This is a genomic window from Alphaproteobacteria bacterium (assembly GCA_015062495.1).
Taxonomy (GTDB): Bacteria; Pseudomonadota; Alphaproteobacteria; order Rs-D84; family Rs-D84; genus Enterousia.
Genome location: SUUN01000002.1, coordinates 1 through 22,697 on the forward strand (window position 1 = coordinate 1; position 22,697 = coordinate 22,697).

The 22,697-nt window shown below is 44.1% G+C and carries 27 protein-coding genes; 5 read left to right on the forward strand and 22 right to left on the reverse strand.

From position 1 onward, the window contains the following. Positions 1 to 34: 34 nt before the first annotated feature. On the forward strand, positions 35 to 1,372 hold the full coding sequence (locus tag E7008_02505; protein MBE6456789.1) for a hypothetical protein: 1,338 nt from the start codon (positions 35 to 37) through the stop codon (positions 1,370 to 1,372). A gap of 28 nt (positions 1,373 to 1,400) precedes the next feature. On the opposite strand, the gene E7008_02510 is transcribed toward E7008_02505, so the two are convergent. The 3 genes from E7008_02510 to E7008_02520 form a co-directional block, all read right to left on the reverse strand. Next, positions 1,401 to 1,814: a hypothetical protein gene (locus E7008_02510; protein MBE6456790.1), complete on the reverse strand. Its 414-nt coding sequence runs from the start codon at positions 1,812 to 1,814 to the stop codon at positions 1,401 to 1,403. Between the two features lie 78 nt (positions 1,815 to 1,892). Next, positions 1,893 to 5,513: a hypothetical protein gene (locus E7008_02515; GenBank protein MBE6456791.1), complete on the reverse strand. Its 3,621-nt coding sequence runs from the start codon at positions 5,511 to 5,513 to the stop codon at positions 1,893 to 1,895. Positions 5,514 to 5,633: 120 nt separating this feature from the next. Further along, positions 5,634 to 6,386 carry a hypothetical protein gene (locus tag E7008_02520; protein MBE6456792.1) on the reverse strand — a complete coding sequence of 251 codons (753 nt, stop codon included), beginning with the start codon at positions 6,384 to 6,386 and terminating at the stop codon, positions 5,634 to 5,636. Positions 6,387 to 6,519: 133 nt separating this feature from the next. On the opposite strand from E7008_02520, the gene E7008_02525 reads away from it, so the two are divergent. From E7008_02525 to E7008_02535, 3 genes are all read left to right on the forward strand, one after another. Further along, positions 6,520 to 7,407, forward strand: coding sequence for a hypothetical protein (locus tag E7008_02525; GenBank protein ID MBE6456793.1), 888 nt, complete (start codon positions 6,520 to 6,522; stop codon positions 7,405 to 7,407). Positions 7,408 to 7,493: 86 nt separating this feature from the next. Then, positions 7,494 to 9,254, forward strand: coding sequence for a hypothetical protein (locus tag E7008_02530; GenBank protein ID MBE6456794.1), 1,761 nt, complete (start codon positions 7,494 to 7,496; stop codon positions 9,252 to 9,254). 18 nt (positions 9,255 to 9,272) lie between these two features. Next, a complete protein-coding gene (locus tag E7008_02535) occupies positions 9,273 to 11,858 on the forward strand; it encodes an OmpA family protein (GenBank protein MBE6456795.1) in 2,586 nt (861 codons plus the stop codon). A 92-nt stretch (positions 11,859 to 11,950) separates the two neighbouring features. Here E7008_02535 and E7008_02540 read toward each other — a convergent pair whose 3' ends face one another. Then, positions 11,951 to 12,253, reverse strand: coding sequence for a hypothetical protein (locus E7008_02540; protein MBE6456796.1), 303 nt, complete (start codon positions 12,251 to 12,253; stop codon positions 11,951 to 11,953). A 146-nt stretch (positions 12,254 to 12,399) separates the two neighbouring features. Here E7008_02540 and E7008_02545 point away from each other — a divergent pair, with 146 nt between their 5' ends. Then, positions 12,400 to 12,588: a hypothetical protein gene (locus tag E7008_02545; GenBank protein MBE6456797.1), complete on the forward strand. Its 189-nt coding sequence runs from the start codon at positions 12,400 to 12,402 to the stop codon at positions 12,586 to 12,588. A gap of 21 nt (positions 12,589 to 12,609) precedes the next feature. On the opposite strand, the gene E7008_02550 is transcribed toward E7008_02545, so the two are convergent. The 18 genes from E7008_02550 to rpsC all read right to left on the reverse strand — a co-directional run bounded on the left by E7008_02550 (position 12,610) and on the right by rpsC (position 22,692). Further along, complete coding sequence (locus E7008_02550; GenBank protein ID MBE6456798.1) at positions 12,610 to 13,296, reverse strand: hypothetical protein; 687 nt, start codon at positions 13,294 to 13,296, stop codon at positions 12,610 to 12,612. A gap of 594 nt (positions 13,297 to 13,890) precedes the next feature. Next, a complete protein-coding gene (gene rpsK / locus E7008_02555; protein MBE6456799.1) occupies positions 13,891 to 14,274 on the reverse strand; it encodes a 30S ribosomal protein S11 in 384 nt (127 codons plus the stop codon). A 163-nt stretch (positions 14,275 to 14,437) separates the two neighbouring features. Continuing rightward, positions 14,438 to 14,815 (reverse strand): 30S ribosomal protein S13, encoded by a 378-nt coding sequence (rpsM, locus tag E7008_02560; protein MBE6456800.1) that lies wholly within the window; start codon positions 14,813 to 14,815, stop codon positions 14,438 to 14,440. Positions 14,816 to 14,966: 151 nt separating this feature from the next. After that, entirely contained in the window at positions 14,967 to 16,283 is a 1,317-nt protein-coding gene (secY, locus tag E7008_02565; protein MBE6456801.1) for a preprotein translocase subunit SecY, read from the reverse strand. Between the two features lie 65 nt (positions 16,284 to 16,348). Then, on the reverse strand, positions 16,349 to 16,807 hold the full coding sequence (locus E7008_02570; GenBank protein ID MBE6456802.1) for a 50S ribosomal protein L15: 459 nt from the start codon (positions 16,805 to 16,807) through the stop codon (positions 16,349 to 16,351). An 82-nt stretch (positions 16,808 to 16,889) separates the two neighbouring features. After that, the gene (rpmD, locus tag E7008_02575; GenBank protein ID MBE6456803.1) at positions 16,890 to 17,066 is read right to left on the reverse strand and encodes a 50S ribosomal protein L30; all 177 of its coding nucleotides are present in this window, start codon (positions 17,064 to 17,066) and stop codon (positions 16,890 to 16,892) included. A 31-nt stretch (positions 17,067 to 17,097) separates the two neighbouring features. Next, positions 17,098 to 17,658: a 30S ribosomal protein S5 gene (locus E7008_02580; GenBank protein ID MBE6456804.1), complete on the reverse strand. Its 561-nt coding sequence runs from the start codon at positions 17,656 to 17,658 to the stop codon at positions 17,098 to 17,100. 23 nt (positions 17,659 to 17,681) lie between these two features. Then, positions 17,682 to 18,038, reverse strand: coding sequence for a 50S ribosomal protein L18 (gene rplR / locus E7008_02585; GenBank protein MBE6456805.1), 357 nt, complete (start codon positions 18,036 to 18,038; stop codon positions 17,682 to 17,684). Positions 18,039 to 18,090: 52 nt separating this feature from the next. Beyond that, entirely contained in the window at positions 18,091 to 18,642 is a 552-nt protein-coding gene (rplF, locus tag E7008_02590; GenBank protein MBE6456806.1) for a 50S ribosomal protein L6, read from the reverse strand. Between the two features lie 20 nt (positions 18,643 to 18,662). Continuing rightward, complete coding sequence (gene rpsH, locus E7008_02595; GenBank protein ID MBE6456807.1) at positions 18,663 to 19,061, reverse strand: 30S ribosomal protein S8; 399 nt, start codon at positions 19,059 to 19,061, stop codon at positions 18,663 to 18,665. A gap of 88 nt (positions 19,062 to 19,149) precedes the next feature. Then, on the reverse strand, positions 19,150 to 19,452 hold the full coding sequence (gene rpsN, locus E7008_02600) for a 30S ribosomal protein S14 (GenBank protein MBE6456808.1): 303 nt from the start codon (positions 19,450 to 19,452) through the stop codon (positions 19,150 to 19,152). Positions 19,453 to 19,470: 18 nt separating this feature from the next. Then, positions 19,471 to 20,016 (reverse strand): 50S ribosomal protein L5, encoded by a 546-nt coding sequence (gene rplE / locus E7008_02605; protein MBE6456809.1) that lies wholly within the window; start codon positions 20,014 to 20,016, stop codon positions 19,471 to 19,473. Positions 20,017 to 20,070: 54 nt separating this feature from the next. Continuing rightward, a complete protein-coding gene (locus tag E7008_02610) occupies positions 20,071 to 20,373 on the reverse strand; it encodes a 50S ribosomal protein L24 (protein ID MBE6456810.1) in 303 nt (100 codons plus the stop codon). Positions 20,374 to 20,395: 22 nt separating this feature from the next. Further along, a complete protein-coding gene (gene rplN / locus E7008_02615) occupies positions 20,396 to 20,770 on the reverse strand; it encodes a 50S ribosomal protein L14 (protein MBE6456811.1) in 375 nt (124 codons plus the stop codon). Positions 20,771 to 20,876: 106 nt separating this feature from the next. Then, the gene (gene rpsQ / locus E7008_02620; GenBank protein ID MBE6456812.1) at positions 20,877 to 21,146 is read right to left on the reverse strand and encodes a 30S ribosomal protein S17; all 270 of its coding nucleotides are present in this window, start codon (positions 21,144 to 21,146) and stop codon (positions 20,877 to 20,879) included. Positions 21,147 to 21,293: 147 nt separating this feature from the next. Continuing rightward, on the reverse strand, positions 21,294 to 21,485 hold the full coding sequence (gene rpmC / locus E7008_02625; GenBank protein MBE6456813.1) for a 50S ribosomal protein L29: 192 nt from the start codon (positions 21,483 to 21,485) through the stop codon (positions 21,294 to 21,296). A 53-nt stretch (positions 21,486 to 21,538) separates the two neighbouring features. After that, on the reverse strand, positions 21,539 to 21,952 hold the full coding sequence (gene rplP / locus E7008_02630; protein ID MBE6456814.1) for a 50S ribosomal protein L16: 414 nt from the start codon (positions 21,950 to 21,952) through the stop codon (positions 21,539 to 21,541). A 38-nt stretch (positions 21,953 to 21,990) separates the two neighbouring features. After that, the gene (gene rpsC / locus E7008_02635) at positions 21,991 to 22,692 is read right to left on the reverse strand and encodes a 30S ribosomal protein S3 (protein ID MBE6456815.1); all 702 of its coding nucleotides are present in this window, start codon (positions 22,690 to 22,692) and stop codon (positions 21,991 to 21,993) included. Positions 22,693 to 22,697: the final 5 nt, after the last annotated feature.

Here is a 22,697-nt window from a genome sequence, read left to right on the forward strand (position 1 = left end):
TATTTGGGATTTCGTGGTCGCTAGACTCGCTTCTATGCGTGTCGATTCTTGTACTACAGAAGTCAAAAATTGCCTCCAATCCGACGACCGGTGCGGTAAGGATTATACCCAATGTATCGGATTGGATTTAGAGGCACTACGGCAAATGTGTCCACTGGAAAAATTAGTTGCCTGCCAAACCGCCGATGAAAATGGCAACTATACCGCCCAATGGGACAAATTCGACAGCATCGTCCAAGGAATATGGCTGGGGATAGATAACGCCATGCTAGAACAATGTCAAAACATAGTTAATGAAAAAATGCTGGAAATATGTGGCGATACATCCACATGCATGGCATTTGACGACGACAACATAATTGGCACGGAATCACTGATCAGTTATCAGGAAAACAACGGCAATTATGTAATTGAGGGTCTAATATCCTTTGGCAATATCAAAGTCGAAAAGACACAATCAAGCGATGACGACGTAAAATTTGGCCAATATGAAATCAATATTAATGATTATAAAAAACACCTGAACGATACAGACCCAACAACGGCACGCGTGGTATCGGCACTGCAATCAACCGCCAACAAAATTAATCAAAAAATTGCCGTCCTGTCCCAAGACCCACAAATAGACATGTGCGTCAATGGTCGCAACCTGCGCCAGATAAACGGACGCGAAACAACATCTGCACGTTTTCCATATTTGCTGGACTCGTCTATTTTGGCGATTATTTCATCTGGGCTGGAACGCGCAAATATAAATTACACCAAAAAGTACAATGAATTACTAGGTCAAGCACTGGAAGCCAAAGATGACGCCGTCAAATCAACGCTTTGCGCCGCCATGGCATCAAGCGACACACCCCAATGCGCCGAATACATATCTATCCTTGGCGAAGCATTCTGCACAAAATATACCGCCAACACATTTGAAAACGTATTCAGCTCAGACACAACCACAGGCATGAGTGGCGAAGACATTTATTCAACCAAATACACAATTTCTGGCGCAAAACTCAGCGATTTAGCAACAGTCCAACAAAAAGGGCACGGCGAATTCACGCAAACCGATTCCAAGGGAAACATGATTGGAAAAATCGCAATGTCTGCGGTATATTCCCCAGATAAAAATTTATGCACCCTGACCACAACTACAACCATGTGCGCAAATATGGAAACAGTAATTACCACTGACACAACCACATCCTGCAAAAGCGGTGGCTTTACATTACTTGGCGGGAATGGCTGCAAAGGTGGCGGTGGCATATTAAATATAGGCGGCGGCAAAAAAACCACAACTGTTGACCAAACATTCGAAGGGGTGGCATGCCAAGAATTTATGTCCCCGACCACCACAACAACACAAATCAATATGTAAACAAAAAACCGCCAATTGGCGGTTTTTTTTATTTCATTCTTTGCTGAATCTGGCTGATACGCGATTGAATTATAGCCTCGTTCAATGAGATATTTGACATCGCCATCACCGATTCCACAAATGCCCGGGCAGACGGCGCCTTTTCTAAATTCGACGTACGCACACGTAATACAGGCTCTGTCCCAAAGAAATAATGGCTATTGTGTTTACTTACATTAACACCATTGCTGTGCAAAATATACTTTACCAATGGAATATCTGCATCATCCACAAAGCAATACCAATATCTGTGCTTATTACTCGCAACTGTATAAAACTTGTTCATCGATTTAAATGCAACAACCTGGGCATCCAATTGCGGATTGTCACTGGCCACAACCGGTGCTTTGCCTGGGAACAAATTTTTTACATAATTTACAACTGTCTTATAACTCAAATCCATATCTTATCCTTTGATTGCCCCACAATAATATACCCACACAAATAAAAGGCAAGAAAAAAACGCCATTCCTGGCGTTTCTTATATCCCCAAACGATGGGTCAACTTCATCATAAATATAGACTCGTTACCAAAGTCATCCGTATGGTTTGGATTAATTCTATATATAAATCCAACTGCACCATCGGTAAAGTCACCAAACTGATGACGATATGTCCCCATCAAACGCATTTCACGTTTTTCCGGACGCAGGGACAAATCTTCAACATGCGTATCGACAACATTCAACTTATAACCATTATCTGGCGCATCCACAACATCATATTGGGCGTACGCATACCGCAACGCACCGTCTGTTATTGCCAACGGCTGGGAAATACCGAATTCAAAATTTCCAATATTCGCCCCAAACGCAAATGCATTTGATGTTATATCAGTCAACCCCATCACAAATTCACCACTAGCATTCGACCGTGTCTGGGCAAAAGTCGCACGCGCCGTCAAATCAACCATATCAGATACTTGATATTGCGCAACCGCATCAACGTACATCGTATCCCCATCCCCCAGATTTAACAGTCCACCCGTCTGGGCCCCCAACAATGTGTCCGTTTCATGCGCACTACCAACAGAACCGATAAATTTGAATTTATCACCCGTCCACGCAACATTGGCCGCCCCACCCTGCATCAATCCCAATCTGGCCGGCATATATTGTGCTGAAATCGTCGGATCATTTTCTAACAAACCTTCGTCTGTAATCATACCCGAAAACGCACGCGCACCAAACGACCATTTCCCAGAATTATACGCGACATCCGACACAACCGCATTTGACATCAACCCCAAAACTGGATTTGCCAATCCTGAAAAACGCGACACACCATCGGTAAAGTAATGCTGATACGACGCACCAAAATTCCAGCGACCAGTTGCATAATCCAACGTCAAATTATCCAAGCCATTCAGGTTGTCATTATATGCACGTTCTGAAAAGGCCATCGTTAAACCAATCGCACCAATCTGATTGCGTTGGGTATTTTCACGCCGCGTTTTAAAATCACCCAACACATCGCCCATATACAGTCCACGTTCATCACCCGCGCCAAACGCAAATTCATTTTCCCACACACGTGGCAAACTTAACGACCCATCAACATTTTCCAACACATCAAAGTACGGCGCGCGAATTGTCGCACCACGCAAATTCAGCACAGACGATGGCCGGAACACAGTATTCGTCGCCGCCCGCCAAAAAGCATTACCACTGCTTGACACAATATTTGTACCATTATAATAATACACTGACGTCCCCGGTTTGGTCGCACGTTCTAAATTTATCAAACCATACCCAAAAACGTCTTTAAATGCAGCCAGGTATTCATCATCTGTTTCTGGAGAATACTCGCCCGGCAATTCATAGCGTCCCTGCAGGTAAGATACCAATGCTGCTTTAGCCTGCTCCGGTGTTGCACCCCATGGTTTTGCCGTATCTGGATTTGTTCCCAAATATGCGCCATCCGCCGTCAATGCCAGCAAAGCAAAAACTTCATCATTATCCAAATATGCAAATGCAGACTGAACCGATGCAATTGCACCTGCCATTGACGCGACCGCCATTTCACTGTTCTCGCCTGGGGCGGCAAAACACCACGGATCAACACCATTTAACCCCAGACCTGCATCACCACATTTTCGTGACGCATAAATCGTATCGTAAAAATCATCACTATTATCTTCTGGCGTACCATTATCATTATAGCCTGCTTCCCACTTTGCCAACACAATCTTCCCAACAGTAGAATTAGGACCTGTATAATCTGACACATCATCTATTGTACTTGTATTAGTCCCAGTACCACTAAGTTCCACAGTAACAACCGATGCAAACAGATGTTCCAAATCAGTCCATATTGCGGGTGCATAATTCTCAAACGTGGGATCAAGCGCAGCAACAGACTTTCCATCCCCAACACCATACTCGTATGCGCCAACCGAATTTACAATTATCTGATTTTGATAATCACCAACCATTGCATATAAACTTTTTGCATCCATTCCAGGCGTATCAACCGTATCATCATTTGTTTCATCCAAATTGTAGTACACATTAATATAGTTTTCATACGCGCTTTTACGTGCAGCATCCGTAGACAACCCCGATATTCCAGCCTTGAAATCAGACATTTTTAAGTAACCCAAATTTGTATTTTTCGGATTTAACGCCAGATTTGCAATAACCCCAACCACAGATTCACCTGCGGATTCTAACTTTGCCGCACTTAACATCGCCGCATAATTCATCAAATCAATTGTTTTCAAAGAATTAACATTGCCATTAAACAACGCTTCGTAATTTGTCCCATTTTGAACAAAGTTCAAACTAACCCCATTTTTTGTGCCAGTCAGTACATTTGTATCATCCGTCACATCAACCGCAGAAAAATCACCATCATCGCCCAACGTTATCTTATATTCAACACCATCTAATGTAAACGTATCATCATTTGCCCAATCGGTCGCTCCACTTGCATTACTGGATGCACCAACCACCGAATCCAATGCCAGACCGCCACCCGTACGATAAACCGTCAATTGTCCATTTGGCACAAAACCATAATAATCGGCAATCCCTGGCTTCCACCCCGCAACTACCTTGGCAGACGTGCTATCTTGTTCAGATGCACTGCCAAAAACCGTACCATGCCCCGAAAAATCAAATCCTGTACGTTCCGTCAAATCTGTCAAATCCGTTAAATTACTTCTGTTATAAAATTTGCGCGATTGCTTTGTCAAAGTCGCCATAGCATTTGTACATTCCGTCGACCCTGAACCATACTGAGTGCACGCGGCCTGCGCCACCTTTACCTGATCTTTATCGGCCCAATTTAACCAGTCATCTGCCAAACTGCCTGTTGTATTAACACCACTGGCACTTACCACTGCCACACCAACCGGCTTACCACCCTCCAATGGGTCACCTGGGAATGGCAAACTGCTTAAATTAAATGGCGTATTATCACTGGTGATACGAATGGTTTCCAACCCCATATACCCACGCGCCATTGAATTATATCCATACGCCATCATCAAATAATTAAACTTTTTCATAAAGTTAAAATTATACTCATACGCGTTTGAACTCCACAAATTTACATCATCATCGGCAACCCCTGCAGGTAACGTAAACGCCACGTCAACATCCCCACCGCCTGTGTCGCCACCGGGATTATTGCTGGGGCGGTCGCCACCACCATTTGACGCATCATTATCGTTGCCCGGATCGAACACATCCGTCAACAGAAACAGCCCCCCTACAACAACGGCGGCCCCCGCCGCCGCTAAACCAATCCCCTGGGCAGACGACAGTCCGCTGAACAGTCCACCACCACCCCTGGGTTTGTTTTTATTATTAAACTTTTTTATCTGACGATCACAATTGGACGCATCCGCCCCATACATCTGCAAAATCTGTGCCGCACGCACATCATTGTTCATCAACGCCGTACAAACAATCGACAGCCCCGTTGAATCCACAAAGTTCACATCCGCCCCATTATTCACCAGGGCCTGAACCTGTTGAATATCCGCGGATTTCGCCGCCGCCAACAACTGGGCCGCCATCATAAATTCATTTGACGCACCAAATGACGCCACCGGTGCCAAGAACAACGAAAACACTAAAATTCTGATAAACTTCATCTATATTCTCTCTTATAAATAAAATCTTATCATATCAGCCTTTTATCTGTCCAGCCAAAAAAGCATAAAAAAAATCGGTTCGCAACCGCGAACCGATTAAATAAAACAACAAAATGTTAATTATTTTGACTTGGTAACAAATACCGCTGTAAATTGAACATTTTGTACCTGGCGTGCACGGGCCAAAGAATCAGCCGCAATCAGCGCAGCCGGCGTGTTAACAACAACACTGTTGCCATCACCCACAACAATCGCGCCATTATTCACGGAATTGTTATCCAACTTAATGTCCGTTTTGCACGCTGCGCCACCGACAACAATCGCACCGTTATTCTGGGAATTATTCAGACTAACGTTTGTCGCACCGCCACATCCAGTTCTTACTGGCTGCTGAACAATGATAATTGTATCTGGCTTTACCGGTGCTGATTTCACAGGCGCAGGTTTTACCGGTGCTGGCGTCGTTTGCACAGGTTTCTGTGCAGGCTTGCGCTTGGAATTACGGCAATCCTTTAATTTACCATTAACCACCGTCAAAGAATCATTCAGCGTAGCAATTGAATCGCGCTGTGTACGAATTGTATCACGTTGCATACGAATTGTATCCGCCTTGGCACGATTATCCTGGCTTAAACCACCAATCATATTGGTTGCATCACGCATTGCGACACGCAAACTGTCCAATGTCTGATTTGCGGCAACCAGTTCTGATTTTTTCGCTTCTTTTTCAGAACGTTCAGATTTTTTACCACTGCACTGCGTTGCGCCAAACACAACCAATGCAACTGCTGCGACGCCCGCCGCAACATGAATAATCCACCATTTTTTTGTTTTCCCTGTCCCCGTTGTTGGTGCAGGTGTTCCAGTAGCCATTTTTTATCCTTTTGTTATCTACACACAAACAATATAGACAAACGATTACAATTTGTCAATACCTAAAATTAAAATTCTTTTTCCCTTTGCACCGCGCACCCGTTTTTGATATAATCAGACCAATAGAGAGAATATGAAAACACATAACACAAATCTTAATTGCAAAATTGCTCTTTGTTCTTTGCTCTTTGCTCTTTGCATTGGCACGGCGGGTGCTGCAACAACGTGTTCACGTGCAAACCTGACACGCTGTCTGGATTCTGCATGCGCCATTGGTGTATCATCAAACCCGTCCGCCCGGTGTCAATATTGCGGTACATCCACCGCCGGCACGCCACCAAAAAACGTGATGAAATCCGTATCTGCAGGCACATCGGCAAAATACAATATTTCTGACAAGGAATTAAAGAAAGCACCCACCGACCCCGGCCAACGTTATGCCTGGGCGACAAAACAATGCATTGCCAAGGTTGCAGGCTGTACCGCAGACGACGTCACCGACATATACGACAGTTTAATTGAACAATCGTGCAAGGCCGCCGGCGTATCCGCACAAATGGACAAAACCATTGAATCTGCTGGCAAAACAAAGTCAAAATCCGCGTGCCAGTCTGAAATTACAAATTGTGTTATATTGGACAAAAACTGCATGGCAGACTATCGCAACTGTGCTGAAAATTCCGATTTTGACAGAATCTTTGCCGCCTGTGGCGTGGCCAGTGCCGGTTGTGACGAATACATTTCAACAATTCGCACCGATTTAATTGCCGATCGTGACAATGCGGTTAAAAATGCAGAATCAATTTTGAACCAGATTGTTGCATCATATCAATCTGCACGCGATAAAAAAATATCATCAATTAAATCTGGATGCGCAAATAATTCTGCACGCGACGCGTGCGTTGCGACCGTTTGCGCCAACAATATGAACAACGGTTGCGGTGTGGGATATGAATCTGAAAAATCAATGGCAATACAATTATGCAAATTCTATGAAATCGCATGCGCAACGATTGACTAAGGGCAATAAAACAAATGAAAAAAAACGATAATATTTTTTCAAGACACACCTGTAAACATTGCTCTTTGCTCTTTGCTTTTTGCGCAATGTTTGTACTGTGTACAACATCGGATGGCGCGGTTGTATCCCGGGGGCAACGCCCAACAACCACGGCCCGCATGCCCACTATGTCGGCAATGATTAACACCACCGCATCCAACACATCCGCAACAACCCCAGAAACCGAATCGTCGGATGTTGAATCTGAAACCGAAATTGTTATCGAACCAGAACCCGAAATTATAATCGAAGATAAAACATCACAATTTGATGAATTCATGGCGGATTCCACCCCAACGACCGACACATCATCTGAATCATTGGCGGCACAAATTCGCGCACAACGCGCCGCACTGGACGCGGCGGACGCGGCATCCGCGGCTGCAAACCAAATGGCCACAGCACGCGCATCGGGCCAAAACGCATGTGATGCCAACCTGCGTGAATGTATGAAACAAAAATGTGGCAACGATTATTCGAAATGTGCCGGCGACACAGACACCATGTGGGGAACAAAAATGGACGCATGCCGACGCGACCTGCCGTGCAGTGGACATGAATACGCACTGTTTTCAGCCCAGATTAAGGCCGACCGCGACATGAACGCACGCATTGCATCATATAATTCAATTGTTGATTGCGGCAATCGCTATAACAATTGCATTGTCACCGAATGCGGTCAAAAATTTACCAAGTGCCTGGGCAAACGCGCGGGCGATGCAGCGATTTCGAAATGCGAAAAAATCGCAAAAACATGCACTCAACAGGACAGCGGTCTGGCATCACGCACACTAAATGTATTTGGCTCACTGCGCGTCGACGCTGAAAAACAGGTTGCCGCCGATGAAAAACGTCTGTACGAATTGCGCGACAAAATGCGTGACACATGCGGCCGTCTGGGGGCAATGTTTGACGACCGTACATTGGATTGCGTTTACACGGTCAATTTCTTTGCCGGCGAAGATAACACCCTGTACGCATCGAAAAAAGCATATGCCGGTTCAACATTCAGTTGTGATCAAAACTGGTTTGGTGTCGACATTACCACGTTCAAGGAAAACGCATTCCGCCTGACACGGACACAAACATCCGCCACATCTGCATTAATGGGTTCGGGCATTGGTATGGCAACAGGCGCAATAACATCGGGCGCAATCGATCGCGCAATCGATCGACACAAGGCTGAAAAGGCCTTAAAAGATGCCGAATCCGAACACGAAGAATTATATGGGGATGACGATTCAGATGATGAAAACGACACAAAACCAGGCGCAGCCGAACGCCGTTGCAAGCGCGCAAATGGCACATGGGAAAATAACACATGCACCGGCGCAACCTGTGGCAAGAACAAAGAATGGAACAACACAAAAAATAAATGTGTAAAAACAAAGGATTCAGGGGAAGATACGGACAATGATTCATCTGAACGCCCCGATAACGAGACCGCCAAAAAGAATTGTGAAGCCGTCGGTGGAACATGGGATAAAATCTGCAAAGATCCAAAGTGTGGCGATAATGCACTCTGGGACGATTGGACCGGAAAGTGCAAGGAATATGCCGCCGGGGAAAAACCTGCCACTTTTACCGAACAAGAAACCGCATGCAAGATATTTGGCACATGGACTGGGACAACATGTATGTGTAACAATATGGGCAAATGGAACGCATCTAAAAAAATGTGCGAATGCGACCCACAAACCCAAGAATTCAAAGACGGGAAATGTCAATTTAAGTCTATTAGCGCAACAAACGCCGGCACAACCGGCACACAATTTAATCTGGGATCACGCAACCTGGGCAAACAATAAGAAAAAGAACCAACAACCATGAAAAAATTATTAACTGTCTTTATTATTTGTTCCATCGCCACCCTGCCCGCAATGGCGGTTGAATGTAATACTACTACTCTTTTTGACATATTGGCCCAATATTGTGATGCCGAAGGTTACAAATACAACACAAACACAGGGGTGGGCGATAATGCCTATGGCAGTTACAGAACATACAGCAATTCAATTGAAATTGGTTGCTATAAATTCAAAAATACAGACCACAAAAAAATGACAACAGCCGTGGCCACAGCATGCAACATTCCAGAAAGTAAGGTCACAATCCAAACCGACCTACAACGCAGTACCAGCCAAGTACAATGCAAAGATATTGACAAAAAGAATGGAATCACAGAATTACAATACATTGATGGCGTATGCGCCCCCACCAAATGCCTGACACCACGTTGGGAATTATCCGGCAATGGCAAACGCGCAAAATGCATTGAACAAAAATGTGAATTTAAGCATGGCACTGGAAAATGGGAACAAAACGGCGACACATGGGAATGTAAATTAACAGCATGCGACACCGCCAAAGGCTGGAAAAAGAACGACGCCGGTAACGCATGTATTGAAATGTTGGATGAATGCACCGCCGAACAAAAGGCCACGCATCCAAACGCAACAAAAACCGGCATAAAAAAAGGCACTGAAACCTGTATCGCCCAGGAATGTAAATGCGGATATGATTTAACAAACGACCAATGCGTTGAATGGTCATCGGACAAACAATGCACCAATGACACAAAACCAAAATTACCCAAGAATGCAAAGTCTGCCAAGATGATATGCAATGCTAAGGGCAAGGCCACATGTGAAATCACGGCTTGCCAAGACGGCTATGACCACAACACAGAAAAAAACAAATGCACCAAGCCCGGTGAACCCGACACCGATGAAGACGTAGATTCTGATAGCGCAATCGTTCCACCAACCGATGGTGGCAATGACCAAACACAACAAAATGAACCGCGCCTGTCCGAAGCAGATTCACTGGCAAAAATCGACGAATTACGGGACAATGCCGACGCAATGAAGGCCAAAGAACAATCCACCGCCAATAAACTATTGGGCGCGGCTGGGATGGGCGCAACCGGTATCGGTGGCATGCAAATGGCATCCGCCATGGCCGAAGAAAATGCCGACGCCGATGCCGAGGCCGCCATGCGTGCCTATCTGGCCACATTCCATTGCAACTATGGCGCGGGGAAAAACATCCCGGGTGGCGAACGTGATGTTGAATTGCCGGGTGGCAATGAATTAATCGGCTTGTATTCCGAATATGTAAATCTGGCAAATGATTTAAAGGTTCGCAAAACCGCCCTGGACATGCGCCCGGGTATTGAATCTGAACCAATTTTGGACGCGGCAACATCTGGATTATATGACGACGTCGCAATTGGCAAAACATCCGGCGCATACACATCCCTGGCACGCGCATTAATGGACCCGAACGGCCCAGACGCCGCCGCATGGGCCGCACAAAAGGCAGAAACCGCCGACAAAAAGGAAACCGGCATGATAACCGCGGGCATTGGCGCGGCGGGTTCACTGGTTGGTAACCTGGCCATTAATTCAGGCAAGGCAAAGCAAAACAAACTGGATGAAATCCTGAATAAATACGATAAAAAGAAACAATTACTGGATGATCTGCAATCAGATGTGGCCATAATCCCGCCTCAAACCGCCGCATGCCCTGACGGCACAACGGGCACGGCACACCCAGATTGCACATGTACCGACACAACAAAAATATATAACCCAAACACACATGCATGCGAAGAATGTGTTGGCGGACAAACGGTACAAAGTGGCAAATGCGAATGTCCAACCGATAAACCGCTGTGGGATAATCGTATCAGCCAATGCGTTGCCGAACCAACCACTTGCACTCCACAGTGTACCCCAACCGATGGTGACCACCTGATTGTTCAAAATAATTGTTCGTGCACATGCAGCGATGGCTATACATATGAAAATGGGACATGTACATGTACCGGTGAAAACAAACAAATTGGTGCAGACGGCAAATGCCAAACAATTGAAACAAAAACAATTGTAGAACGTATTTCAACCCAGACAACAACAACGGTTGAAAACGCATCGTTGCCGGCCGGTTCGCTGTTCAAGGTTGGATCATATGAACTGGTAGACGCTGCAAAAACCGCCCTGAACACATTTATAAAGGGCTTGTCCGATGCAAGATACACAAACTGCAAAATCACAATAGATGGATATACCGACCCATTAGGTGGCACAAATACAAATAAAACATTATCACAAAATCGTGCCAACGCCGTAAAGCAGCATATCGAAGGTTTAAACAATCCTGCGATTGAATCTGTCACCGCTGTGGGACACGGCGAAAACAAATGTACATGCGGCGCAGGCAAATCATCCACTGACACCGACGGTCAAATTAATGGAATTCAAATTAATTATAGTGACCGCGAGTACAGTGCGTGTTCTGGAAAAGATACCACCCACTCATTATCCGGCAACGCACGCTACGCCCCATGTCGCCGTGTTGAAATAACCGCTGATTGTAAACAAATCACAACGGTAACCCAACAACAATAACAACCCACCGCCCATCCGGGCGGTGTTTATTTAGCGAAGTAATTATTCAATAATTGCTCTTTGTAAAAAATCCCCGCAGGCGCGGGGATTTTTTATTTCACAATACGACGCTGAATTTCAGTTCCCATTGGTTTATAAACCGTAACCGGTTGATACACCTGATAGTGGTCAATCACTTCGGTATATGTCTTGACGCGTACAGGCTGTGCCTTTTTCGCACATGGCTTAACATCACGACTGGAAACAAAACGTTTATCACAGCCACATCCACAACCCACATCTGCGCCAACACGTTCATATGTTGTTATTGTTTCTGTTTCAGTATATGTATACCCGGCACACGCCACCCCACATACAAACAACACACCAAACATCGCCAATAAATATTTTTTCATAAAAATCACCTTTGACCCATTAATAAAACATTCCCCACCCTGCTTACAGCAAAACTATATCAGTCCACACACAGATTGCCAGAAAAAAATCCCTATTGACATTACATCATCCCACGCATATGATGTATATTCACAAAAGGAAAAAAATGTCAAAAACAAATGAACCTGACGGTATATATACAATAACTGAACGCAATTATAATATTCTGCAAACACAAATCAGTGAAATTCAAAATATGTTAATTCGCCAAGATCACTATATATTAATAGAAACCGCAATGGACGAACTGACCATGACCTTGCGCAATGCAATTACCCCAAAAAAACAAAAATAATCCCGCCAACTGGCGGGATTTCTATTCAGTATAATAACAGTTTGACGTGTACTGATACGACCCAGCACCATCCGTTAATGTTGATGTCGTTGGAATATAACATGATGTTATTTCCGTACTGCCCGCGGCACTCGTTCCATAAACACCACCAGACGACGGACATCGCGTACACCCGCGATATCCATTCAGTTGCGAATAACTGGCAGTACCATAATACCCGGCCGCACAACGATACTTGGTGGATTGGGTACATTCACACCCGGTTGTGAGCCCACAGCTAAATTCAGTCAGGGACTGATACCCCGTTTTTGGCGAAGACCATATTGGCATAATACCGGCGCCACAACTGTCACACTGTGTACCGCACGTACAAATGTTTCGTGTGGTGTTGGTAAAGTTTAAGTTACACACCGCCCCATAAGCAGATTCATCAGACAAATTTTGCTGTGCCAGTTCCAGATAATCTTCATTACATCCACCGGTACAAGATTGGTATTTAAGATAATATCCATTAGCGCTGTTATATAAACATTTGGTCGTATAACTGCTGCACACCCCAGATACATGCGTCATCTCATACACAATCGCGGTTGACGACGTGGGACACGTAGCAGATACACACCCCTGCAGCCCCACCGACGGATCCAGCGACACCGCATTCGCCCCTATTGGTATCACAGCCAATATCGGTATTAAGAATTTTTTCATTTTTCAATCTCCTGATTTTTTGTTAAACAAAAAACCACCGCTGTAATGCAAGTGGTCAGGAGGTTGATAGCAATCCATAGAATTGTGTGCTTATTTATATATATCGCAACCCTCCTGACCCAATTGGGTATCAGGAGTTTTTTTATTCATCGAAATAATAAAACACGACGCATAACGCGTCATTAAGTACATATTCCGACGCTATGGCACGGGCTATCACACCCCATCGCCGGAACACCCGACGACATCCCTATTATACGCTATACTCGCCACAAATTCAAATACTTAGATAAATAAAAGTTTATCGCAGTTTGCCCGTTGGGCAAACAAAGAGCAAATAGCAAAGCGCAAAGAGCAATTAATATTAAGACTCGTCATTCCCGCGAAGGCGGGAATCCACTGCGTCGCAGACATTTTTATGCAGTCCCTGCGGGGCAATAGATACCCGCCTGCGCGGGTATGACGATTTTATTTTTTACTTCGTTAAACTTTTATTTATCGCAGTACTATATACCCGTCCCACGAAGTTTTAACGAAGTGGGATTCCACAACTGCACTCTGAACACTAAAAATCCCGCCAATTGGCGGGATTTTTTATACTCTACGCACCTTCTTTGGGCGACAGCCATTGTGTGGAATGCGCGTTGTATCTGTGATGGACTGCACAACCAGACCGGCATTTGCCAATCCACGTACAGCAGATTCACGACCCTGACCAATACCACGCATCAAAACATCAACTGTTTTCATACCCATTTCGGCGACTTTCTTACCAACTGCATCGGCAACGATTGTTGCGGCATATGGTGTGGACTTTTTTGCGCCCTTAAAATTATTTGCCCCAGCGGTTGCCCATGTCAACACGGCGCCAGACTGGTCTGTGATTGTAATACGTGTATTGTTATTAGTCGCAACAACATGTGCAATGCCATGTGATACTTTTTTCACGACTTTCTTTTTAGCTTTTGTAACTGCCATTTTATTTTAACCTTTTTTCGATGTCTTCAATTAACTATGGTGTTAATCTCTACCTTATTCTTAAATTTAAGAGAACATTACAGATGCGTGGTTGTTGGCAAGTGCAGTGTACAAAAGTTACATAAACGCGCCAACAACAAGCAGATGTGATGTTATATTAAATTTATTTCCCTTTGGTTGCAGAACCGGCCACCACAATACGCTTCCCCTTACGTGTACGCGCATTTGTCTGGGTACGCTGACCACGAACCGGCAAGCGGTTACGATGGCGAATACCACGATATGCCTTTAAATCCTGCAAACGTTTGATGTTCATTGTGACTTCACGACGAACGTCACCTTCTACCTTAAAGTTCTCTTCGATATATTTCGAAATTTTAATAACATCCTCGTCTGTCAGATCTTTTGCGCGCAGACCGTCTTTTAATTTCAACGCCTTCACAATCTGTGCCGATTTTGCCGGCCCAATACCATGAATATACTGCAACGCAATTTCGATACGTTTTTCAGTCGGAATGTTAACACCTGCTATACGTGCCATTTTTCATTTTCCTTTTTATTTAACTGCGGTTCATCCAGTCCACCGGATTCCCCGATTCCCAACCCTTGGGCTTACACCCGCAGGCTATTTTATTTTGCCGAATAATTTTATATAAATATCAGCAAAAGTCAAATCTTGTTTTATTTCCACATTAACCGCGGAAACGCCCCTTTTTCTGTGCCTTTTTGATGACACCGCTGTACTGTTTCGCAACCAGGTATGATTGCACCTGATTAACTGTGTCCAACACAACGCCCGCCACAATCAGTACACTTGTACCGCCAATTGTTAACGGCATACCCAAATGTGTGTTCAAAATAATTGGTAAAACACAAACCACAATCAGATATGCAACACCAATTGCCGTTGTACGCGAAACAACATTATCCAAATACTTAATGGTCTGTTCACCTGGACGCACACCCGGAACATAGCCACCTGCATTTTTCAGGTTATTGCTGGTTTCTTCGGAATTGAAAATTACTGCCGTCTGGAAATATGCAAAGAATGCAATTAAAACGGTAAACAGCAAAATATATGACCAAGTTCCATATGTAAAGAACCCAAGTATCGTCTGAACGGTTAAATTTTCACTTTGCACAAAACGCTGAACAAATGCAGGCAACATCATAATAGACGATGCAAACACCGGCCCCATAACCCCCGACATATTAATCTTAATCGGCAGATATGATGCATTGGTATTCACAACACCATTAGCCATAACCTGGCGTGGATACAGAATCTGAATACGACGCTGCGCCTGTTCAAAGAACGCAATCAACGCCACAATACCAACCACGAATGCGACAACCAATGCAATCATTGCAGGTGAAATCTGACCAACAGACCCCAAGGATACCAACTGTGCAATACCGCCTGGAACCTCGGCAATAATACCGGCAAAGATTAACAATGATGCGCCCTGTCCGATACCACGTGCAGTAATCTGTTCCGCCAACCACATGACGAACACAGTACCACCAACCAACGCAATAATTGCAGACAATTCAAACGCAAACCCCGGGTTCACAACAGCCGCCACACCATTAACCGGCGCCATTGCTTCCAGTCCACGAACAACCGCCCACCCCTGAACAACCGCCAACAAAACGGCCAAATAACGGGTATACTGGTTAATTTTCACGCGTCCCGATTCACCCTCTTTACGCAATTCCCCCAAAGACTTGCTGGTTGCACTTAACAACTGCAAAACGATTGATGCCGAAATATACGGGAAAATGTTCAATGCCAACACCGACATACGCGACAGTGATCCACCACTGAACATATCAAACATACCCATCATTCCATTATCACCCTGGAACAGGTGCAAAACCGCCGACGCATTAACCCCCGGCAGTGGAATGAACGACCCAATACGATAAACAATCAGCGCCCCCAACGTAAACAGAATACGCTTCTGCAAATCGCTAAGATTACCGAAAAAGCCTTTTAAGAATTTCATTGTGTGAACTTTTTAACCATTGATTGGCATCTGGGTTGCCAGATGCCAAATTCAGATTTTATGATTTAGTTATTTTTGATTGTGCCACCGGCCTTAACAATCGCAGCCTCTGCCGCTTTGGACCATTTGTCCGCAACAACATTAACTGCTGTCTTGATTTCGCCCTTGGCCAATACTTTCAAACCATCCAATTTGCGATTGATAATTTTTGCCGCCATCAAAGAATCAACTGTGATGTCTTTTGATGCATCAATCTTGCCCGCTGCAATAAATTTTTCAATATCACCCAGATTGATTGTCACATATTCTTTGGCAAATGGATTGTTGAAACCAAATTTTGGGAAACGACGCAAAATTGGCATCTGACCACCCTGGAATGTCGCCTGCTTGCGTGATCCACTGCGTGCCTTTTGACCCTTGTGACCACGACCAGCTGTCTTACCAGACCCAGATCCCATACCACGACCAACGCGTGTTGCGTTCTGACGTGCACCAAAATTATCCATCAAAGCATTTAATTTCATTTCTTTTTCCTTTTATCCTATAACTACTATGTAGTTCTTTGTCGCACGAAAACAAGACTGTTTTCGTACTCGGTTTACTTTTTTATTTTACAACTTCGACCAGGTGTGAAACCTTGGCAATCATGCCACGAACAGATTCAGAATCTGTGATTTCTTTGGTCTTGCCGATACGTCCCAGGCCCAACGCTTTTACAATTTTGACCTGTGCTTCTGGACGACCGATAGTACTTTTAACTTGTTTTACAACTATTTTAGCCATAATTAAATCTCCTGTTTATCTTGTGTCCAGATTATTTTGCATCCGCTTCATCGGCAACTTCTAATTTTTTGCCATCACGACCTGCGATGATTTCTGCCACTGTCTTGCCACGACGTGCCGCCACAGTCTTTGGCGAATTCATCTTGTTAAACGCCAAGAACGCCGCACGAATCATGTTGTTTGGATTATTTGAACCCTGTGATTTAACAACAACGTCCTGAACGCCCAAACATTCAAACACCGCACGCAACGCACCACCAGCGATGATACCAGTACCTGGAACTGCACTACGTACAACCAATTTGCTAGCGCCATATTTTGCTGCGCTGTCATGATGCAGTGTACGACCTTCTTTCAGTGGTACACGAATCATTTTCGCTTTGGCTGCCTTGGTTGCCTTCTGCACTGCAGATTGCACTTCCAACGCTTTACCTTTACCAAAACCTACGCGACCTGCTTTGTCCCCGACAACAACCAATGCCGAGAAAGACATATTGCGACCGCCCTTTACAGTCTTAGACACACGGTTAATAGAAACTAATTTATCAACCAAGTTATCTGTCTGCAATTTTTTATCATCAAAACGTGCCATTATTATACTCCGTCTTATTCAAATTAAATTCTTACGCCACCTGCGCGGATTGCTTCGCACAGTGCCTTAACACGACCATGATAGCGATAACCGCCACGATCAAAATAACAGTTGTCAGCAATCTTAGCAGCAACTACACGTTCTGCAAATGCTTTACCAACCAGTTCGGCACCGGCAACATTCCAACCCTTGCCTGCAAACGCCTTTTCTTTGGACGAAGCCGCACAGATTGTGTGTCCCTTGGTGTCATCAATCGCCTGGATTTCAATATGACGACCAGAACGGAAAACTGACAAACGAATCTTGCCAGGATTTTTTCTTTTCAACGCACCGCGATTCGCCAGTGTACGTCTTTCTTCTGAATTCAAATGTTTCAACATTTTCTTTTTCCTTTTTTCCGACATCCGTAACAGCGGACATCAAAGTTAATTATTATTTCTTCTTACCTTCTTTGCGGCGGATTCTTTCGCCCTTATAGAAGATACCTTTACCCTTGTATGGATCTACCTTGCGCACTTTGTGAACTTTATCAGCAAATTGCCCAACCAAGCATTTATCCATACCTTTAATGGTGAATTCTGTTGGTGCATCACCCATCACAACGGTCAAACCCGCTGGGATGTCCATGATAACATCATGTGAATAGCCCGCAACCAAAACCAATTGACTGCCCTTAACAGATGCTTTATAACCAACACCCTTCATGTACATTTCTTTTTCAAAGCCTTTGGAAACACCTTCGACCGCATTACGAATATTGCGTGCCATTGTGCCCCACATTGTACGCGACTGTTTTTCTTCGGCATCTTTTGGGTTAATAACAACCTGACCTTCTTCGATAACAATATCGACCAAGCCAGCATTCTTTGTATCCAATGGCAAACTCAGTTCACCTTTTGGTCCTTTAACAATCACAGCGTTGTCCACAATCGCGACAGATACGCCTTCACTCAGTTTAACTGGATATTTTCCTGCACGTGACATAACTTAATCCTCGCTTTTACTTAGATAACCTTGCACAACACTTCACCACCGACGTTCATCAAACGTGCCTTGTGGTCTGTCATAACACCATTTGGTGTTGACACGATTGCGATACCCAACCCATTCAATACCTTTGGCATTTTGGCACTACCGGAATAAACACGACGACCTGGTTTGGATACAACTGAAATTTCTTGGATTGCACCGTTTCCGCCAACATACTTCAATTCAACAACCAAATTTGAACGATGTTCATCGATTGCATCAATACGGAAATCAGTAATAAAACCTTCTTCTTTTAATACAGACAAAACAGCCTGACGCAGTTTGCTGTTTGGAACGACGATTGTTTCTTTACCTGCATTTTGACCATTACGGATGCGGGTAACCATATCGCCGATTGGGTGTGATAGTGACATCTTTTTTACTCCTTACATGTGTGGGGGAAAATCCCCCTGCACTGTTTATCTTCCAACTGCATTGTCCACAGTTGTGCTTGTTCTTTTTTTACCAGCTAGACTTACGTACACCTGGCAGTTTACCTTCACTGGCCATTGTACGCACCTGCTGACGGCACAAACCGAACAAACGCGAGAACCCGCGTGAACGACCTGTGACGCTGCAACGATTGCGCAAACGTGTTGGGTTTGCATTACGTGGCAATTTTGCCAACTTTTTCATTGCATCGATTCTTTCTTCTGGTGTCGCATTAACAGACATTTTTGCCTTGATTGTTTCACGCTTTTTTGCATACTGCGCAACCAGCTTTTCACGTTTATGTTGTTTATTAATTAACGCTAATTTCGCCATCTTTTTTACCTTTTTTAATTATTTCAAAACCAATGGCAAGCCGATTTTAGTCAGCAATGCACGTGCTTCGTCATCTGTTTTCGCTGTTGTTGCGATAACAATATCCATACCACGAATGGCATCGATTTTATCAACAGAAATTTCTGGGAAAATCAAATGTTCTTTGATACCGAACGCATAATTACCACGACCGTCGAACTTAGATTTTGACAATCCACGAAAGTCCTTAACACGTGGCAACGCAACTGTAATCAGTTTATCCAAGAAATCATACATTCTTTTACCACGCAGTGTAACTTTTGTACCAATTTCCTGACCTTCGCGCAGACGATATGTTGCGATTGATTTTTTCGCACGTGTCTTAACTGCTTTCTGGGCTGCAATCGCTGTCAAATCAGCAACCGCTGCATCCAATTTCTTTTTATCAGACACTGCTTCACCAACGCCCATGTTCAAAACGATTTTTGTCAGTTTTGGAACTGCAAACGTATTTTTATAGCCGAATTCTTTAACCAATTCTGGCACAATTTCTTTTTCATAAATTTCACGCAATCTGCTTTGCATTTCTTTTTTCCTTTTGTTGTGTTCCCGTAACAGCGGGCAACAATTTACCTGTTATTAAATCTCAGCACCAGATTTTTTTGCAACGCGAACTTTTTTGCCGTTTTCAACTTTGTAACCAACGCGTGTTGCCTTTTTGGTTTTTGGATCAACCAATGCAACGTTGGAAACATGAACCGGCGCTTCGCGGTCAATGATATGACCTGGCTGTTCCTGTGTTGGTTTGATGTGCCATTTACGACGATTGACACCTTCGACAACAACACGTTCTTCTGCTGGGCGTGCTTCCAGTACCTTACCTTTGACGCCTTTGAATTTTCCCGAAATAACTACGACTTCGTCGCCTTTTTTAATTTTCATTTTATGACCTTCCATCTGTTATTTAGATTACTTCTGGTGCCAAAGACACGATTTTCTGAACATCGTATTTACGACGAACTTCACGGGCAATTGGCCCAAAGATACGTGTGCCAATTGGTTCAAAGTTGTTTTTGTTAATCAAAACAACCGCATTGTCGTCAAAACGAATAATAGAACCGTCTGGACGTTTCACAGGAAACTTTGTACGAACGATAATCGCACGCTGTACTGTACCCTTTTGAACTTTACCACGTGGAATGGCTTCTTTAATAGCAACAACAATTTTGTCGCCAACTGTTGCATAACGACGATGAGAACCGCCCAAAACCTTGATGCACATTGCTTTACGTGCACCACTGTTGTCTGCAACTGTCATAACTGTTTCATTTTGAATCATAACTTTAATCCTTTTCCTGCAGGCGGGGCAATCCCCCACCGCTTTGTTATAGGTTCCGACTGTCGCCTTATAATTCCCGAACCGACCTCAAAGAACCTGTTGATTATTAGTCAACTACTTCAACTGCATCGTCTTTGGAAACACCAACGCGCCCCTTAACAACCCAAGACTTTGTCTTAGAGATTGGACGATGTTCTTCGATTGCAACGATTTCACCAATTTTATATTCATTGTTTTCATCGTGCGCTTTGTACTTTTTGTTCTGCTTAACGAACTTACCGTACAGTGGGTGACGGAAACGACGTTCCACTTCTACAACGACTGTTTTGTCGTTTGCTGTACTGATAACTGTCCCTTGCAGTATACGTCTTGGCATAACTATTATCCCTTATACTGTTTGTTTAACCCACAGACTTTACTTAATTTTTTGCGCAAAGCCCCCGGATTAAATCCTGGTTTCCTTAAATCTGACCCCGTCTATATTATCTAAAAATTTAGAAATATCAACAAAAATCAGCAATTTTTATTTTTTTGCCGCGTTCAGTTTTGTCTTAACACGTGCAATTTCACGACGGGTCTGACGCATAACATGTGTTTTTGGCATCTGACCTGCTGCATGCTGAAAACGCTGGTTCATCTGTTCTTTTTTCAAATCAACCAATTTGCTTTCCAATGCTTCCATCGTCAATTCTGTTTCAACTTTCTTTTCTGCCATTTCTGCTACCTTTTTTTGCCCTGCCCCGGTTTTTTCCCGGGGACTGCAATTAATTAGTTAACTTTACGTTCAACAACTTTTGTTTTCACTGGCAGTTTCGCCGCCGCCAATGCGAACGCTTCATATGCAACTTCTGGTTTTACACCATCCAATTCGAACATGATGCGACCTGGCTTAACACGGCAAATCCAGTATTCCACTGCACCCTTACCTTTACCCATACGAACTTCGGCAGGTTTCTTGGTAACTGGCACATCTGGGAATATACGAATCCACAGTTTACCCATACGACGCATATGACGTGTGATTGCACGACGCGCTGCTTCGATTTGACGCGCAGTGATACGTTCTGGTGACATCGCCTTCAGTCCGAACGAACCAAACGCTAATTCGCTGCCACCCTTCGCAACGCCGTGAATACGGCCCTTATGCTGTTTGCGAAATTTTGTTTTCTTTGGCATTAACATGATACAAATCCTTCAATTTCTAATAATTGTTTTAATTATTATTTGTGCTTTCTTTCGCTGCTGCCGGCATATTCTGTCGGACGCGCCATTTCAGATGCCAATTTATCCTTGTTAACAACATCACCGGTATAAATCCAAACTTTTACACCGATAACACCATATGTTGTTTTGGCCTGGATTGACGCATAGTCAATATCCGCACGCAATGTATGCAGTGGAATACGACCTTCGCGGATTTGTTCGCTACGTGCGATTTCAGCACCATTCAAACGACCAGAACACATAACTTTGATACCCTGGGCGCCTGCTTTCTGTGCATTCTGCACAGCTTTCTTCATTGCACGTTTAAAGGATACACGACCTTCGATCTGCTGTGCAATGTTCTGCGCAACCAACTGCGCATTCAGGTCTGGACGGCGAACTTCGTAAATATTTACGACAACCTGGTCATTTTTAACCAGTTTCTTGATATCGTTACGCAGTGTTTCGATATCGGCACCGTTCTTACCAATAATCATACCAGGTCTGCTGGTATGAATAGTCACGACAACCTTTTTGGCAAAGCGTTCAATAACAACCTTGGCCAAACCGGCTTTCTTTAATTTCTTTTCGATAAACTTGCGAATTTTGACGTCTTCTGCCAACAAAGCCGCATAGTCTTTTTTACCTGCAATCCAGCGTGAATCTGTAATCTTGTTGATAAACTCACGCAGTGAAATTGGTGATACTTTCTGTCCCATTTCTT

Bases quoted from the DNA above. Each gene is read 5' to 3' on its own strand.
- rpsQ (MBE6456812.1), bottom strand. From the start codon at position 21,146: ATGCCAAGACGTATACTGCAAGGGACAGTTATCAGTACAGCAAACGAC.
- E7008_02510 (MBE6456790.1), bottom strand. From the start codon at position 1,814: ATGGATTTGAGTTATAAGACAGTTGTAAATTATGTAAAAAATTTGTTC.
- E7008_02520 (MBE6456792.1), bottom strand. From the start codon at position 6,386: ATGGCTACTGGAACACCTGCACCAACAACGGGGACAGGGAAAACAAAA.
- E7008_02545 (MBE6456797.1), top strand. From the start codon at position 12,400: ATGTCAAAAACAAATGAACCTGACGGTATATATACAATAACTGAACGC.
- E7008_02505 (MBE6456789.1), top strand. From the start codon at position 35: ATGCGTGTCGATTCTTGTACTACAGAAGTCAAAAATTGCCTCCAATCC.
- E7008_02535 (MBE6456795.1), top strand. From the start codon at position 9,273: ATGAAAAAATTATTAACTGTCTTTATTATTTGTTCCATCGCCACCCTG.
- E7008_02570 (MBE6456802.1), bottom strand. From the start codon at position 16,807: ATGAAATTAAATGCTTTGATGGATAATTTTGGTGCACGTCAGAACGCA.
- E7008_02610 (MBE6456810.1), bottom strand. From the start codon at position 20,373: ATGAAAATTAAAAAAGGCGACGAAGTCGTAGTTATTTCGGGAAAATTC.
- rpsC (MBE6456815.1), bottom strand. From the start codon at position 22,692: ATGGGACAGAAAGTATCACCAATTTCACTGCGTGAGTTTATCAACAAG.
- E7008_02550 (MBE6456798.1), bottom strand. From the start codon at position 13,296: ATGAAAAAATTCTTAATACCGATATTGGCTGTGATACCAATAGGGGCG.
- rpsN (MBE6456808.1), bottom strand. From the start codon at position 19,452: ATGGCGAAATTAGCGTTAATTAATAAACAACATAAACGTGAAAAGCTG.
- rpmD (MBE6456803.1), bottom strand. From the start codon at position 17,066: ATGGCTAAAATAGTTGTAAAACAAGTTAAAAGTACTATCGGTCGTCCA.
- rpsK (MBE6456799.1), bottom strand. From the start codon at position 14,274: ATGGCAGTTACAAAAGCTAAAAAGAAAGTCGTGAAAAAAGTATCACAT.
- E7008_02580 (MBE6456804.1), bottom strand. From the start codon at position 17,658: ATGGCACGTTTTGATGATAAAAAATTGCAGACAGATAACTTGGTTGAT.
- E7008_02530 (MBE6456794.1), top strand. From the start codon at position 7,494: ATGTTTGTACTGTGTACAACATCGGATGGCGCGGTTGTATCCCGGGGG.
- rpsH (MBE6456807.1), bottom strand. From the start codon at position 19,061: ATGTCACTATCACACCCAATCGGCGATATGGTTACCCGCATCCGTAAT.
- rpsM (MBE6456800.1), bottom strand. From the start codon at position 14,815: ATGGCACGTATAGCAGGTGTTAACATTCCGACTGAAAAACGTATCGAA.
- E7008_02515 (MBE6456791.1), bottom strand. From the start codon at position 5,513: ATGAAGTTTATCAGAATTTTAGTGTTTTCGTTGTTCTTGGCACCGGTG.
- rplE (MBE6456809.1), bottom strand. From the start codon at position 20,016: ATGCAAAGCAGATTGCGTGAAATTTATGAAAAAGAAATTGTGCCAGAA.
- E7008_02525 (MBE6456793.1), top strand. From the start codon at position 6,520: ATGAAAACACATAACACAAATCTTAATTGCAAAATTGCTCTTTGTTCT.
- rpmC (MBE6456813.1), bottom strand. From the start codon at position 21,485: ATGGCAGAAAAGAAAGTTGAAACAGAATTGACGATGGAAGCATTGGAA.
- rplR (MBE6456805.1), bottom strand. From the start codon at position 18,038: ATGTTGAAACATTTGAATTCAGAAGAAAGACGTACACTGGCGAATCGC.
- secY (MBE6456801.1), bottom strand. From the start codon at position 16,283: ATGAAATTCTTAAAAGGCTTTTTCGGTAATCTTAGCGATTTGCAGAAG.
- rplF (MBE6456806.1), bottom strand. From the start codon at position 18,642: ATGTCACGTGCAGGAAAATATCCAGTTAAACTGAGTGAAGGCGTATCT.
- rplN (MBE6456811.1), bottom strand. From the start codon at position 20,770: ATGATTCAAAATGAAACAGTTATGACAGTTGCAGACAACAGTGGTGCA.
- rplP (MBE6456814.1), bottom strand. From the start codon at position 21,952: ATGTTAATGCCAAAGAAAACAAAATTTCGCAAACAGCATAAGGGCCGT.
- E7008_02540 (MBE6456796.1), bottom strand. From the start codon at position 12,253: ATGAAAAAATATTTATTGGCGATGTTTGGTGTGTTGTTTGTATGTGGG.